Consider the following 15410-nt stretch of genomic DNA (forward strand, 5'->3'; position numbering starts at 1 on the left):
ATGGGAGAGCAGCAAAAGATGACGCTTGCAGAGGAAGTCGTAAAGCTTTTGGAGGAAGATGAGCTGACCGTAACGACAGCAGAGTCCTGTACAGGAGGCCTGGTGGCTGCGCGGCTGGTGGATGTACCGGGCGTGTCCGAGGTATTTAAGCAGGGCTTTATTACCTATTCCAACAAGGCCAAAAGAAAGCTTCTGAATGTGAAGAAGACCACGCTGAAGGAGGTCGGCGCAGTCAGCGAAAAGACAGCCCGTGAGATGGCCAAGGGCGCCATTCTGGCAAGTGGCGCGGATGCTGCTATCGCCACCACCGGCATTGCGGGCCCGGACGGCGGAACTGAGGAGAAGCCGGTAGGTCTTGTATACATCGCCGTATCTGTCCGGGGACAGATGTATGTGGAGGAGCACCATTTTGAGGGCGATCGTACAGAGGTGCGGGAAAGCACCGTGCAGGCAGCCCTGGCCCTTCTGAAAAAAGGACTTGAGGAGACAGCAGTAGAATGACAAAGACCATCAAAATCAAATATTTTACCGATAAAATCGAAAAGCTGGCCTACATCGGCGGCAAGTCCGACTGGGTGGATCTGAGAAGCGCCGAGGATGTGACCCTGAAAAAGGGCGAGTTTAAGCTGATTCCCTTAGGAATCGCCATGGAGCTGCCGAAAGGCTACGAGGCTCATGTAGTGCCGCGCAGCAGCACCTATAAGAATTTCGGCGTAATTCAGACCAACCATATGGGCGTTATCGACGAGACTTACTGCGGTGACAACGACCAGTGGTTTATGCCGGTTATCGCCATGCGTGACACGGAGATTCATGTCAATGACCGGATCTGTCAGTTCCGGATTATGGAGCATCAGCCGGAGCTTATCTTTGAAGAGACTGAAGTTCTCGGCCATGCGGACCGGGGCGGACACGGAAGTACAGGAAAGGCGTAAAAAAGTATGCAGATTGTCACATTTGCGGCCATCGAGATCGGATCCTATGAAGTGAGCATGAAGATTCTGGAGCTGTCCTCGAAATATGGAATGAAAGAAGTCGACTACATCCGACACGGACTGGAGCTGGGCAAGGACGCCTACAACCAGAAGGAAATCAGCAACGAGATGCTGGAGGAGCTGTGCGAGGTTCTGGAGGACTTCACCCGGATCATGAAGGGATACCAAGTGGACGACTACCGGGCCTGCGCCACCAGCGCCATCCGGGAGACAAGGAACTGCCTTCTGATCCTCGATAAGATCCGCGTGCGGACCGGCCTGGAGGTGGAGATCTTAAGTAACTCCGAGCATCGTTTTCTGGGCTATAAATCCATCGCCTCCAACGAGGAATCCTTTCAGAAGATCATCCAGAAGGGAACCGCCATTGTGGATGTGGGCGGCGGAAGTATCCAGATTTCCCTGTTTGATAAGGATGCGCTTGTTTCTACCCAGAACCTGCGTCTGGGCACCATGCGTATCCGGGAGCGGCTGGCAGAGATCGAGAGTCAGACCACTCATTTCGGAGATATTATCGAGGAAATGATCAACAATGAGCTGAAAAGCTATAAGCGGCTTTATCTGAAGGAGCACGAGATTAAGCACATGATCCTGGTGGGCGATTATATCAATCAATTGGTGGATCAGAGCGGTCGTGCCAAAAGTGTGTCATTTACCAGGGAAGAATACCTGAACCTGTATGAGAAGATTCTGGCTGACGGCTCCCGGGAGAAGGCACGTGAGCGTCTGGGCGACATGGGAGAGAATCTGTCCCTGGTGCTGCCGGCGCTGATTATTTACCGGAAGCTCATCGAGGAGACCGGCGCGGAGGTCATCTGGGTACCTGGCCTGAATATCAGCGACGGTCTGGCCTACGACTACGCGGAGCGTAAGAAGATCTTCAAGCCCAGCCATAATTTCGAAAATGATATCATCGAGGCGGCCAAGAACATCGCCAAGCGCTACCAGAGCAACAAGACCCACCTTCTGGGAACCGAGTATCTGGCTCTGACCATCTTTGATAAGATGAAGCGGATTCACGGCATGGACAAGCGGGAGCGGCTGTTGCTTCAGATCGCGGTCTGGCTCCACGACTGCGGCAAATATATCAGCATGACCCATACGGCGGAGTGCTCCTATCAGATCGTCATGTCTACGGAGATCATCGGTCTGTCCCACCGGGAGCGGGAGATTATCGCCAATGCCATCCGGTTCGATACGGAGGAGTTTGTGTCCTTCGAAGAGTTTTCCATGGGCAGCAGCCTGGATAAAAACGACTACCTGCTTATCGCGAAAATCAGCGCGATTCTCCGGGTGGCCAATTCCATGGATCGCAGCCACAAGCAGAAATTCAAGAATGTTCGCGTGACCTTAAAGGAGCGGGAGCTTCTGGTGGTCGTGGACACAGTAGAAGATATCACCCTGGAACAGGGGCTCTTCTCCCACAAGGCGGATTTCTTTGAAACCATTTTCAGTATAAGGCCCGTTATCCGGCAGAAAAGGCAGGTATAAAAGCGCATGGACAAGAAAGAATTTACCAGACACGAGTACTACAGAAACCGGGAGTTGTCCTGGCTGGCGTTCAATGAGCGTGTGCTCAGCGAGGCGCGCGACAAAACGATTCCGCTTTTTGAACGGTTGAAATTTTTAAGCATCACCGCGTCCAATCTGGACGAGTTCTTTATGATCCGGGTGGCCTCCTTAAAGGATATGGTACATGCGGGCTACACGAAAAAAGATATCGCCGGTATGACTGCGGAGGAGCAGATCGAGGCGATTACGCAAGAGGTACGGGGCCTGGTGAGTCTCCAGTATTCTACCTATACCCGTTCCCTGCTGCCTGCTTTAAAGCAGAATGGGCTCCATGTGATTCAGGAGCATGAGGCTCTGACCAAAGAAGAGGCCCGTTATGTGGATCGCTATTTCCGGGATAATGTCTATCCGGTGCTGACCCCCATGGCTGTGGATTCCTCCCGTCCCTTCCCGTTGATTCGCAACAAGACCCTGAATATCGGCGCATTGCTTCAGAAAAAGGGTGAGAAGGACGCCGAACTGGAGTTTGCCACTGTGCAGGTGCCCTCGGTACTGCCCCGTATCGTGCGGCTGCCAGACAGCGAGGATGGCACGAAAAATGTGATTCTGCTGGAGGAAATCATCGAGCGGAATATGCAGCAGTTGTTTTTGAAATACGATATCGTCAGCGCGTCTCCCTATCGCGTCATGCGAAACGCCGACCTGACCATCGACGAGGACGAGGCTGCGGATTTGTTAAAAGAGATTCAGAAGCAGCTGAAGAAACGTCAGTGGGGCGAGGCCATCCGGCTGGAGGTGGAGGAGAAGATCGACAAACGTCTCCTGAAGATTCTCTCTAAGGAGCTGGATATTAAAGAGCAGGCTCTGTATAAAATCAATGGCCCGCTGGATCTGACCTTTCTGATGAAAATGTACGGCATGGAGGGCTTTGATTCCTTAAAGATCCCGAAGCACATACCCGCGCCGGTGAAGGAACTGCCTGTGGACTGCAATATCTTTGACGAGATCCGCAAAGGTGATATCCTTCTACATCACCCGTACCAGACCTTCGATCCGGTGGTGAAGTTTGTGAAGGACGCGGCCAACGATCCGAAGGTACTGGCCATCAAACAGACCCTGTACCGTGTCAGCGGCAATTCCCCGATTATCGCGGCCTTGGCCCAGGCGGCGGAGAATGGCAAGCAGGTTTCCGTACTGGTGGAGCTGAAAGCCCGCTTCGATGAGGAAAACAATATTATCTGGGCGAAGATGCTGGAGAAGGCAGGCGCCCATGTTATCTATGGTCTGGTGGGCCTGAAGACCCACAGTAAAATTACCCTGGTGGTGCGCAGGGAAGAGGACGGCATCCGCCGCTACGTCCATTTGGGAACCGGTAACTACAACGATTCCACGGCAAAGCTGTATACAGATATGGGACTTCTGACCTGCTCCGCGCCCATCGGCGAGGACGCTACGGCAGTCTTCAATATGCTTTCCGGTTATTCCGAGCCCGAGGGCTGGAACAAGCTGTCCCTGGCTCCGCTGTGGCTGAAGGATCGGCTGCTGGCTCTAATCCAGAGAGAGAAGGAGCATGCGAAAAACGGAGGCGAGGGCCGGATCGTCGCGAAGATGAATTCCCTGTGCGACCGGGATGTGATTGTGGCCCTCTATGAGGCGTCCGCAGCAGGCGTACAGATTGACTTGATTGTCCGGGGAATCTGTTGCCTGAAGGTGGGCATTCCCGGCGTCAGCGAGAATATTCATGTGCGCTCCATCGTCGGCAATTTCCTGGAGCACAGCCGTATTTTCTATTTCTATAATAACGGCCTGGAGGATGTGTTCTGTGCCAGCGCCGACTGGATGCCGCGAAATCTGGAGAAGCGTGTGGAGATCATGTTCCCCATCGAACGGGAGGAGCTGAAGGAGGAGGTCATTCATATCCTGGATATCGAGTTGAAGGACAATGTGAAGGCTCATGTATTGCAGCCGGACGACACCTACGAGAAGGTGGATCGACGGGGCAAAGCAATTTTAAGTTCCCAGGATTATTTTGTGGAAGAGGCGAAAGAGAAGGCGAAGGCCGAGAAGTATGTGGTGAATCGTCGGGTGTTTATCCCTGAAGAACCGGCAGAATAAGAGAAAAAATAGCAAAATCTACGATGGAACCGGACTTCGCAACAAGCTCTGCCTTGATCTGGCGAAAGAGGTGGGGGTATCCTTTGCCGTGGAGGCCAAGTGGTGGTTCAACGAGCGGGACGGTCAGGATCTGACGCCCTATCTGCCGGTGTTCGAAGACGTGACCTTCGAGGCCTCCACAGGAGAATAGGAGAAAGTAAAAAAGGAAAAGTTATCCATGGCAATTTCCGGCGGTTCGTGGTATAATCATCCCAGCTTGCAAAAGGAAAAGACGGGAGGAAGATCACATGAAAAGAGGACGTTGTCTGATTGTGCTGCTGGCTGCAGCCCTGACGCTGGGAGCCTGTGGAGGGAAAAAGCAGAGTGTTGTATATACGCTGGAACAGGAGAATGATGGCCTGAAGATGACCGATACCATGAAGCTGGAGGCCCGGGGCGACAGTGTGGAGAAGATGGAAGAAACCATCAGCATGGATATGGCGGCCTTTGACGAGGACACTCAGAAGCTAATGGTGGAGGCCTATGATTCCCTGGTGGAATCCTACCAGGCTGTGGACGGCGTGGAGTGTACCGGAACCACGACGGACAGTGTATATACCATCCAGATCGCCATTGATACCTCCGGGGACACGGTGGCGAAGTTGGCTGAGCAGGGACTGCTTCAGGTGGAGGGTAGTACGGACGGAATCTCTCTGGAGAAGACCGGTCAGTCACTGGAAGCAGGCGGTTATACCAAAACAGAATAAGCGAACATAAGAGAACAGAGAAAAGCTCCGACAGAGGCGGGAAGGCACCGCATCGTCGGAGCTTTTTTATGGAATCCTCTATTACGTAAAAAAATATTATCGCACTGCGACGGATCAGAAAAATTTAATCCAGCATGAATTTCTGAATAATTTCCGCAATTCCGGAATGGTTGTTGTCATTCTCAGTGATATAGACGCCGTAGGGGTACATCTCCGGGCGGGCATTCTTCATGACGCAGGGGGTCTTGACAGCCTGCAGCATAGCAATATCGTTCTCTGCGTCGCCTGCGGCCAGCGTATTTTCGATGGGCACGTTCAGATAATTGCAGAGCCAGCGGATGCCGCTTCCCTTATTGATGCCCTCCGGAAGAAACTCCAGATACTGATCGCAGGAGAAGAACATATCGATGTGGTGGGCCTTGCTCCAGGGAACCATGTGTTCTCGGAATTTCTCCAGTTTCTCCCGGTCGTGCAGGTCGATGAACAGTAGCTTGATGGGATCCCAGGTGATGGCCTTGGTGACGTCCTCCAGCACTTCGTAGGTCACCAGGGTGGACTTGGCATAATACTGAATCTCCGGATCCTCCCGCTCGCAGAGTACGCCGTGGTCGGAGTAGGTCTGGGGATGCAGGCCGAACTTGTAAGCCTCGTCGAAGGCCTCCCGGATGTAGCTTCGGTCCACGCCGGTCTGGAAGATGGTCTCCCTGGTGTACGCGTCGTAGATCAGCGCGCCGTTGGAGGTGATGGCATAGCAGCCGGGCTTGTCCATGTGAAGCTTCTCCAGCTGAAAAATGGTGCTGTATAAGGGGCGGCCGGTGGTGATGACCACGGCATGTCCCTGATCCGCAGCCTTCTGAATAGCTTCCAGGTTCCCGGGCGTGATATCCTTATTGTCGTCCAGCAGAGTTCCGTCCAGATCCACAAATAAAATTTTCTTTTCCATTTCTAAAAACTCCTCATAAAAATCTGTAATATGAGTTGATTATAGCACGAAAAGTCCCGGTATAAAAGCATAGTTTTGGAAAATAGAGGAATACTAGGCGTAGAAAAATACGGAGGTACCTGTATGAGTGAAAAACTGTCTGCCCGATTAAAAGAAAATACATCCCGCCTGGACGAAATCCTGAATCTCGATACGAATTTCGATATCATAAGAAAGGGCGTCCAGACCGGCGGCCGGGACGCATGTATCTATTTTATTGATGGATTTCTGGAGGAATCCGTCATGGAAAAACTGTTGGAATTTTTTTACAAGTTGAAACCAGAGGAGCTTCCCATGACCGCACAGCAGATGGCCGCCCATGTGGTTCCTTACGTGGAGGTCTCAGCCATGGAAAACTTGGACGAGATCCTGAAGAGCCTCCTGTCCGGCGTTACCTGCCTGTTCATCGACGGCTACGACGCCTGCATTGGCCTGGACTGCCGTTCCTATCCCATGCGGAGTGTGGATGAGCCCTCCAAGGACAAGGCCCTCCGGGGCTCCAAGGACGGCTTTGTGGAGACCCTGGTATTCAACACGGCCCTGATTCGAAGACGTATCCGAAGCACTCACCTTTCCATGGAAATAATGACGGCAGGCCGGACTTCCCGGACGGACATCGTCCTCTGTTACATGAACGAGCGGGTGGACCGAAAGCTCCTGCGGGAGCTGAAAGGCCGCATCAGCGCCATTCAGGTGGATTCCCTGACCATGAACCAGGAGAGCCTGGCTGAGTGCATCTATGAGCGGAAATGGTTCAATCCTTTCCCGAAATTCAAATTCACCGAGCGGCCGGATACGGCCTCGGCGGCTATCCTGGAAGGCAACATCGTGATTCTGGTGGACAATTCGCCCCAGGCCATGATTGTGCCTACATCCATTTTCGACATCATTGAGGAAGCGGACGACTACTACTTTCCCCCGGTGACCGGTTCTTACCTTCGGCTGTCCCGGTTTATCATTGCGATTATTACGTTACTTCTGACGCCGACGTTCCTGCTGTTGTATCAGAATCCGGACTGGATTCCGAAATGGCTGGCCTTTATCGTCATCAAGGACACGGTGAACATCCCGGTGGTCTGGCAGTTTCTGATGCTGGAGCTGGCCATCGACGGTCTGCGCCTGGCGGCTATCAATACCCCCAGTATGCTGAGTACGCCCTTAAGCGTGGTGGCCGGTATCGTCCTGGGGCAGTTCACTGTGGATTCCGGCTGGTTTAACGCAGAAATCATGATGTACATGGCCTTTGTGGCCATCGCCAACTACACCCAGTCCAGCTATGAGCTGGGCTACGCCCTGAAATTCATGCGGTTGATCTTGCTGGTGCTGACCGCAGCGTTCAATCTCTGGGGGTATATCGCAGGGATAATCCTGACTATGACCGCCATCATTGGTAATAAAACGGTGGCCGGGAAGAGCTACATTTATCCGCTGTTCCCGCTGAACCTGACGCAGTTGAAAAGACGGTTTCTGCGGATGCGTTTGAAAGAATAAGGAGAATGTTAAAAGAAAACACGGCTTTGGTAAAAAGCAAAGCAGGATTCTTTTACAAGGTTCACAAAAAAGAAAGGTTGTGTTATGATACTGGCAGAATACCCGGGGAGGATACATTATGAGTCGCTATTTTCCACTGTTTGTGGATCTGGAACAGGAAAAAATCGTGGTGGTAGGCGCGGGCCGCATCGCGGAGCGGCGGATTCGGACGTTGCTGTCCTTTGACGCGCGGATTACGGTTCTTGCGCCGGAGGCTACGGAAGCCATAAAAACATGGGCTGAAGAGGGAGTACTTCACTGGCAGCAGGCTTGCTGGAGCCAGGAAGCAGAAAAATTTCTGGAGGGAAGCCTGTTCGTACTGTCGGCTGCGGATGACAGTGCAGTCAATGAGGCGGTATGTTCCGCCTGCAGAAAACGAAACATTCCGGTGAACTGCGCGGATGATCGCACCCGCTGTGATTTTTATTTTCCGGGAATCGCGGAGGGCGGCGGCGTGACGGCCGGTATCACGGCCGGAGGAACGAATCACCGGCTTGCCCGGGAAGCGACCGAAAAAGTCCGGGAGCTTCTGATCAAAATGTGAAAAAGATGATCCGTTTCGAGATAGATATGTTATACTGCTAACAGAGAAAAAGATAGAAACAAAAGAGGAGACGAAAAGTAATGGATATGAACATCAGACCGAGACGCCTTCGCAATGGCGTCCAGTTACGGAAAATGGTACGGGAGACCAGAATGGATAAGAGTTCCCTGATTTACCCGATGTTTGTAAAAGAAGGAACGGGAATCCGGGAAGAGATTCCGACCATGCCGGGACAGTATCGGTACAGTATCGATCAGCTTCCCTATGCGCTGGAAGAGCTTGCGAAGGCCGGCGTGGGAAGCGTCATGTTTTTCGGAATTCCCGATCATAAGGACGCATGCGGCAGCGGCGCTTACGCAGAGGACGGAATTGTACAGAAGGCGTTCCGGGAGGCTAAGAAACAGTTTCCGGATCTGTACTGTATCGGCGACGTATGTATGTGCGAGTACACCTCCCATGGTCACTGCGGCATTCTCCACGGAGAATACGTGGACAATGATAAAACCCTGGAGTATCTGGCGAAAATTGCCCTGTCCCAGGTGCAGGCAGGCGCGGATATGGTAGCGCCCTCCGATATGATGGACGGGCGTGTGGCGGCTATCCGTTCTATCCTGGACGACAATGGCTATGTGGAAACTCCGATTATGTCCTATGCGGTAAAATACGCTTCCGCCTTTTACGGTCCCTTCCGCGACGCGGCAGGCAGTGCTCCGGCCTTCGGCGACCGGAAGTCTTATCAGATGGATTACCACAACCGCCGGGAGGGCGTGAAGGAAGCTCTGCTGGATGTGGAGGAAGGCGCGGATATCATCATGGTAAAGCCTGCCATGAGCTATCTGGATGTGATTGCGGAGGTAAAGGAAAGTATCGTGCTTCCGGTGGCAGCCTACAGTGTCAGCGGCGAATACGCCATGATTAAGGCAGGCGCGTCCCTGGGCTACATTGACGAGGCGTCCATTATCTGTGAGACAGCGGCAAGCGCTTACCGGGCAGGTGTAGATCTGTACCTGACCTATTTCGCAAAAGAGATTGCAGGCTTTATGGATGAAGGGAGAATTGGTTAATGGGCAGATCAGAAGCACTTTTTGCAGAAGCAATGGAACATATCCCAGGAGGAGTAAATTCCCCGGTGCGGGCCTTTGGCTCCGTCGGTGAAACACCCCGGTTTATCGCGTCGGCAAAGGGCGCGTACATGACAGACGCGGACGGCCAGACCTATCTGGATTTTGTAGGATCCTGGGGACCGATGATTCTGGGACATAATCATCCGGAAGTGCTTGCGGACGTCCTGGAGGCCTGCCGGGAGGGCTTAAGCTTTGGCGCAGCCACAGAGAGGGAGGTGGAGATGGCAGATCTGATCTGCAGCATCGTTCCCTCCATCGAGATGGTCCGTATGGTCAATTCCGGTACGGAAGCCGTAATGAGCGCTATCCGGGCGGCCAGAGGCTTTACCGGACGGAATAAGATTATCAAATTTGCAGGCTGCTATCACGGACACAGCGACGCCATGCTGGTGAAGGCAGGATCCGGCGTGATGACGGCAGGCATTCCGGACAGCGCCGGTGTTCCGGCGGGCTGTACCCAGGATACCCTGACGGCTGTATACAACGATCTGGATAGTGTGGAGGCTATCTTCGACCAGTTTCGGGGCGAGATAGCGGCGGTGATCGTGGAGCCGGTGGCTGCCAATATGGGCGTGGTGCTTCCCAAAGAAGGTTTCCTGGAGGGACTGCGCAGAATCTGTACCGAGCAGGGCAGCCTTCTGATTTTTGACGAGGTTATCACAGGCTTTCGCTTAAGCCTGTCCGGCGCGCAGGGATATTTTGGCATTGAGCCGGATCTGACCACCTTTGGCAAGATTATTGGCGGCGGTATGCCGGTGGGCGCTTACGGCGGACGGAAGGACGTAATGAAGCTGATTGCTCCCAGCGGCCCGGTTTACCAGGCGGGAACCCTGAGCGGCAATCCGGTTGCCATGGCGGCAGGCTTAAGACAGCTGAAGCTTCTTCGGGAGACGCCGGATTTTTACGAGAAGCTGAATCATAAGGCGGATGGATTCTTTGAGAATATGCAGGAGGCAGTAAAGGCGGCAGGAAAGCCCTGGCAGATCAACCACATCGGTTCTCTGGGCTGCATCTTTTTCACCGACCGGCCGGTCACCAATTATGCGGAGGCAAAGACCTCAGATACGAAAAAATTCGGAGAATATTTCTCTTATATGATAAAAAACGGCATCTATCTGGCGCCGTCCCAGTTTGAGGCCATGTTCCTGTCGGCGGCCATGACAGAAGAGGAGCTTGCGAACACGCTGGAGATTTTTAAGGGATATCTGAAGCAGTGCTAAGCGTAAGGAGGAGAATACCATGGACAAGAAAAAATACGTAGCTTATGTAGGAACTTATACCCATGGCAACAGTGTGGGAATTCATCTTTTTGATCTGGATGTGGAAAATGGCACCATGAAGGAGCGCAAGGTTATCCCGATTAACAACCCTTCTTATATCAAAATGTCCCACAACGGAAAATTCCTGTATTCCATCGCCGATGAGGGCGTGAGATCCTTTACGGTACAGCCGGACGGAGATCTGGTTCCGTTAAACTGCGCCAGCATCGAAGGCATGCGCGGCTGTTATCTGTCTACCGATAAGGATGATAAATATCTCTTTGTGGCAGGCTGGCACGACGGAAAGGTAACGGTTATGCGCCTGAATGAGGACGGTACGGTGGGAGCGATGACAGACGAGGTTTTCCACAAGGGCCTGGGCAGCGTGGCAGAGCGAAATTTCCGCCCCCATGTAAACTGCGTGAATCTGACGCCGGACGGAAAGTATCTCTGTGCGGTGGATCTGGGTACGGATCAGATTAAGATTTATAAATTTGATCACAGGACCGGTAAAATCGAGCTTCTGGATCTGCTGTTCTGTGAGCTGGAGTCTGCGCCCCGGATTCTCAAATTCAGCAGAAGCGGAAAATTTGCCTATGTGATCAGTGAACTGAAGAATTATATTACGGTCTACAGGTATGACGGAAGCGGAAAGAACCCGGTATTTGAGGAGATTCAGAAGGTTTCCACACTGAACGATTATCATTCCGCCACCAGCGCGGCCTGCGCCCTGCGGTTCTCCAGAGATGACACGAAGCTTCTGTGCACCAATGCCGGGGACAATACGGCAGGTCTTTTCCATGTGGATACAGAGACCGGACTGCTGGAGAAAATCTGTATTCTGCCAATTAGCGGGGACTACCCGAAGGCTATTGATTTCTTCCCGGATAATAAGCACATCATGTCATTGAACCATGAGAGCAATACCATCACCACCTTTGAGGTGCATTATGACAAAAACTATTTTACAGCCAAGGGAAAACCGATCTCCATTGAGACGCCCAACTGTGTTCTGGTGGCAGAAATTAAAGAGTAGTGTGGACAGACAGGCTACGATTTGCAGACCCCACGCGTATACGCGTGGGGTACTGCTTTGCAGGACGATACAGGAGAAAAATTTCTGCCCTTACATGCGAGCATGACGTGCAGAAGTTTTTCTCCTGTATCGTCTGCAAATCATAGCCTTGTACCCTTAAAAGTACAAATTATTTCCTGTCAGGGCTTGCAAAATATGGCGAAAGCACCTAAAATGGAGATAGAATTATGGTGTACATTGTGAAATGTACTGTGAGCCGGCGAAGGGCAACTTTTGTCGGCTCATAGAACTGTAATAAATTATTTATAAGAAAAGGAGAATGTATCATGAAATTTGTTGTTGAAACCTCAGCACGCCACGTACATGTAACACAGGAGGATCTGGAGACCCTGTTCGGTAAGGGTCATGAGCTGACCAAGAAGAAGGATCTGTCCCAGCCGGGTCAGTTTGCCTGCGAAGAGAAGGTAACCATCGTAGGAAGCAAGAAAGAGATGAAGGCTTCCATCCTGGGACCGGTTCGTCCGGAGACACAGGTAGAGCTGTCCCTGACAGACGCGCGTTCCATCGGCGTAGACGCTCCGATCCGTGAGTCCGGCGACATCGCAGGCAGCGGCGCATGTAAGCTGGTAGGACCGGCAGGCGAGGTTGAGCTGAAGGAAGGTGTAATCGCAGCAAAGCGTCATATCCATGCAACTCCGGAAGATGCTGAGAAGCTCGGCGTAAAGGATAAGGATGTTGTATCTGTAAAGATTGATACCGAGGGCAGAAGCCTGGTATTCGGCGATGTAGTTGTTCGTGTAAGCCCGAAGTACGCTCTGGCTATGCACATCGATACCGACGAGTCCAACGCAGCAGCTTGCGGACGCGAGGTATTTGGTGAGATCGTAAAATAATCGCGAAGGCAATGAGCAGTGCGTCAGATGGAGGAAACTCAGATGTCATGCCTGCATGAGCAGATGAGTTTTTGACAGATGACATAGGGCGAAGCCCACGCATGAGTGAGCTTGCTCACGAGTGCTACTGAAGGTAAATAAGAATTAAGGAGAATACATAGCTATGAAAATCTTAGTAATCAACTGCGGAAGCTCCTCGCTGAAATATCAGCTGATCGATATGGAGAATGAGTCCGTAATGGCAAAGGGTCTCTGCGAGAGAATCGGAATCGAAGGTTCCAAGCTGACACATAAGGCAAACGGCAAGGAAATGGTAATCGAGCAGGCTATGCCGGCACATACCGATGCAATCAAGCTGGTAATGCAGGCGCTGGTAGATCCGGAGTACGGTGTAATCAAGGATACCAAGGAGATTTCTGCAGTCGGACACCGCGTTCTGCACGGCGGAAAGGTTTACAGCGATTCTATCGTAGTTGACGAGGACGTAAAGCGCGTAATCCGCGAGTGCTTCGACCTTGGACCGCTGCACAACCCGGCAAACCTGATGGGTATCGAAGCATGCGAGGCAGCTATGCCCGGAACCCCGAACGTAGCAGTATGGGATACCGGATTCGGTATGAAGATGCCGGAGAAGGCATACCTCTATGCAATCCCCTATGAGTACTATGATAAATACAGCATCCGTCGTTACGGCTTCCATGGCACCAGCCATCTGTTCGTATCCGGCGAGGTTCTGAAGTTTGCTGAGCTTGACCCGGAGAAGGGCAAGGTTATCGTATGTCACTTGGGCAACGGAGCAAGTATCTCTGCATCCATCGGCGGCAAGTGCGTAGATACCTCCATGGGTCTTACCCCACTTGAGGGTCTGATCATGGGTACCAGAAGCGGCGATGTGGATCCGGCTGTTATCCAGTTCATCTGCAACAAAGAGGGCAAGGACGTCAACGAGGTTCTGAATATCCTGAACAAGAAGTCCGGTATCCTTGGCATGAGCGACGGCATCTCCAGCGATTTCCGTGATGTAGGAAAGGCAGCAGAGGAAGGCAACCATCATGCACAGGTAGCTCTGGATGCATTCATCTACCGTGTAGCAAAATACATCGGCGCGTACACAGCAGCCATGAACGGTGTAGACGCTATCGCGTTCACCGCAGGCGTAGGCGAGAACGATATCGAGAGCCGTAAGAAGATCTGTGAGTACCTGGGATACCTGGGCGTAGAGATCGACGACGAGGCAAATAACTGCCGCGGTAAGGTACAGATGATCTCCACTCCGAACTCCAAGGTTAAGGTAATGATTTACCCGACCAACGAGGAGCTGGCTATCGCGCGTGAGACACAGCGTCTGACCAAATAATTGCCATAAATAATTTTCTGTTGTAAGTGAAAATTACTTGACAAACCACTGCTGGGTGGTTATAATAGCCTAGTGTGCATTAGGAGAGAACTATGCTGATCAATTTGACAGATGTTTTGTCCTGTGAAGAAAAAGTGGTTAAGAGGACAGTGGAGACGGAGCTACAGTCTTTTGACATAAGCCTGGGAAGCTTTCCCCTGACGGAGGAAAAACCGCTTGCATTGATACTCACGAATCTGGGCGACGATAAGCTGCTGATAGAGGGTGAGTTTTCCGTGAAGGCGCAGATTCCCTGTGACCGCTGTCTGACGGAAGTAGAGGTGCCCATAGACGTTTCCTTTGAAAAGGAAGTGGATATGAAGCTTTCTGCGGAAGGAAGAATCGACGATCTGGACGAAACCGATTTTATCAATGGATACAACCTGGACACAGCAAAGCTGGTGTACGGAGAGCTTCTGGTCAACTGGCCCATGAAGACCCTGTGCAAGCCGGACTGCAAAGGCATTTGCAGAAAATGCGGGAAAAATCTCAACGACGGACCCTGCGGCTGTGATACGGTGGAGTTGGATCCGAGAATGGCGGTTATAGCCGAAATTTTTAAAAACAGCAAGTAAATCAGAGGAGGTGTAACCTATGTCTATTTGTCCTAAGAATAAATCTTCCAAAGGTAGAAGAGATAAGAGAAGAGCAAACTGGAAAATGAGTGCAATGAATCTTGTAAAGTGCAGCAAATGCGGCGCCCTGATGATGCCTCATCGTGTTTGCAAGTCCTGCGGATCTTACAATAAAAAAGAGATCATCGCTCAGGATTAATTCTGACGAAATGAGATGGAGCAGTAGAGTCGTAAGACTTTGCTGCTCTGTTTTTTCTACAAGACAGAAAATAGCACAATGGATCCTAAAATTGTACCTATAAAAGTACAAGAAAAAGCGAAAATAGTGCTTGCATTTCTCCTGAAACTATTATATACTAAACAAGTCGCAAGCGCGAAAGAAACATGGTCGATTGGTCAAGCGGTTAAGACGTCGCCCTCTCACGGCGAAAACAGGGGTTCGATTCCCCTATCGACTGCTGGAAAGCTTCTGGAAATCCAGAAGCTTTTTTATGTAACAGGAAATTCCTATGGAATTCCCTGTTACATAAAAAACCTCCGGGGGATGCGCACTCGGCACAGTGGTAGATGGTTGCTGAAGCAACCGTGCCTCGGCGCGAGAATGTGCCAATGGCACATTCTTTTTTTTACTTTATAGGAAAGACCGCCTCCGGCGCTCTCTTGAACGAAAAAGGCCCGCGCGGAGGCGGGCATGAAAACGGGACGG

15 protein-coding genes and 1 tRNA gene are annotated in these 15410 nt (G+C 51.8%); 15 read left to right on the forward strand and 1 reads right to left on the reverse strand.

The features are described 5' to 3' along the window. The 5 genes from OCV63_RS12715 to OCV63_RS12735 all read left to right on the forward strand — a co-directional run bounded on the left by OCV63_RS12715 (position 1) and on the right by OCV63_RS12735 (position 5365). Positions 1–501, forward strand: coding sequence for a CinA family protein (locus tag OCV63_RS12715; RefSeq protein ID WP_158364411.1), 501 nt, complete (start codon positions 1–3; stop codon positions 499–501). Then, positions 498–935: a dUTP diphosphatase gene (locus OCV63_RS12720; RefSeq protein WP_158364413.1), complete on the forward strand. Its 438-nt coding sequence runs from the start codon at positions 498–500 to the stop codon at positions 933–935. Before OCV63_RS12715 ends, OCV63_RS12720 begins: the two co-directional genes overlap by 4 nt. 6 nt (positions 936–941) lie before the next feature. Beyond that, complete coding sequence (locus tag OCV63_RS12725; RefSeq protein ID WP_158364415.1) at positions 942–2483, forward strand: Ppx/GppA phosphatase family protein; 1542 nt, start codon at positions 942–944, stop codon at positions 2481–2483. A 6-nt stretch (positions 2484–2489) separates the two neighbouring features. Continuing rightward, on the forward strand, positions 2490–4619 hold the full coding sequence (locus tag OCV63_RS12730) for an RNA degradosome polyphosphate kinase (protein WP_158364417.1): 2130 nt from the start codon (positions 2490–2492) through the stop codon (positions 4617–4619). Between the two features lie 287 nt (positions 4620–4906). Then, complete coding sequence (locus OCV63_RS12735; protein WP_158364419.1) at positions 4907–5365, forward strand: DUF1307 domain-containing protein; 459 nt, start codon at positions 4907–4909, stop codon at positions 5363–5365. A 124-nt stretch (positions 5366–5489) separates the two neighbouring features. Here the strand turns inward: OCV63_RS12735 and OCV63_RS12740 are convergent, their stop codons facing one another. Beyond that, the gene (locus OCV63_RS12740) at positions 5490–6308 is read right to left on the reverse strand and encodes a Cof-type HAD-IIB family hydrolase (RefSeq protein WP_158364421.1); all 819 of its coding nucleotides are present in this window, start codon (positions 6306–6308) and stop codon (positions 5490–5492) included. 123 nt (positions 6309–6431) lie between these two features. Between OCV63_RS12740 and OCV63_RS12745 the strand changes: the two genes are divergently transcribed. The 10 genes from OCV63_RS12745 (at position 6432) to OCV63_RS12790 (ending at position 15162) form a co-directional block, all read left to right on the forward strand. Then, on the forward strand, positions 6432–7838 hold the full coding sequence (locus OCV63_RS12745) for a spore germination protein (protein ID WP_158364423.1): 1407 nt from the start codon (positions 6432–6434) through the stop codon (positions 7836–7838). A gap of 118 nt (positions 7839–7956) precedes the next feature. Continuing rightward, the gene (locus OCV63_RS12750) at positions 7957–8421 is read left to right on the forward strand and encodes a precorrin-2 dehydrogenase/sirohydrochlorin ferrochelatase family protein (protein ID WP_158364425.1); all 465 of its coding nucleotides are present in this window, start codon (positions 7957–7959) and stop codon (positions 8419–8421) included. 80 nt (positions 8422–8501) lie between these two features. After that, positions 8502–9485, forward strand: coding sequence for a porphobilinogen synthase (hemB, locus tag OCV63_RS12755; protein WP_262670860.1), 984 nt, complete (start codon positions 8502–8504; stop codon positions 9483–9485). Next, positions 9485–10765 (forward strand): glutamate-1-semialdehyde 2,1-aminomutase, encoded by a 1281-nt coding sequence (hemL, locus tag OCV63_RS12760; protein ID WP_158364427.1) that lies wholly within the window; start codon positions 9485–9487, stop codon positions 10763–10765. Before hemB ends, hemL begins: the two co-directional genes overlap by 1 nt. 19 nt (positions 10766–10784) lie before the next feature. Next, positions 10785–11840, forward strand: a complete 1056-nt coding sequence (locus tag OCV63_RS12765; RefSeq protein WP_158364429.1) for a lactonase family protein — start codon at positions 10785–10787, stop codon at positions 11838–11840. A gap of 326 nt (positions 11841–12166) precedes the next feature. Then, positions 12167–12733 carry a phosphate propanoyltransferase gene (gene pduL, locus OCV63_RS12770; protein WP_158364431.1) on the forward strand — a complete coding sequence of 189 codons (567 nt, stop codon included), beginning with the start codon at positions 12167–12169 and terminating at the stop codon, positions 12731–12733. Positions 12734–12896: 163 nt separating this feature from the next. Beyond that, positions 12897–14090, forward strand: coding sequence for an acetate/propionate family kinase (locus OCV63_RS12775; protein WP_158364433.1), 1194 nt, complete (start codon positions 12897–12899; stop codon positions 14088–14090). A 92-nt stretch (positions 14091–14182) separates the two neighbouring features. Next, complete coding sequence (locus OCV63_RS12780) at positions 14183–14704, forward strand: YceD family protein (RefSeq protein WP_158364435.1); 522 nt, start codon at positions 14183–14185, stop codon at positions 14702–14704. Positions 14705–14723: 19 nt separating this feature from the next. Further along, positions 14724–14903, forward strand: a complete 180-nt coding sequence (gene rpmF / locus OCV63_RS12785; protein ID WP_158364437.1) for a 50S ribosomal protein L32 — start codon at positions 14724–14726, stop codon at positions 14901–14903. A 187-nt stretch (positions 14904–15090) separates the two neighbouring features. Then, positions 15091–15162, forward strand: a tRNA-Glu gene (locus OCV63_RS12790). The last annotated feature ends 248 nt before the right edge of the window (positions 15163–15410 follow it).

This window comes from Laedolimicola ammoniilytica, from assembly GCF_025567165.1.
Taxonomy (GTDB): domain Bacteria; phylum Bacillota; class Clostridia; order Lachnospirales; family Lachnospiraceae; genus Laedolimicola; species Laedolimicola ammoniilytica.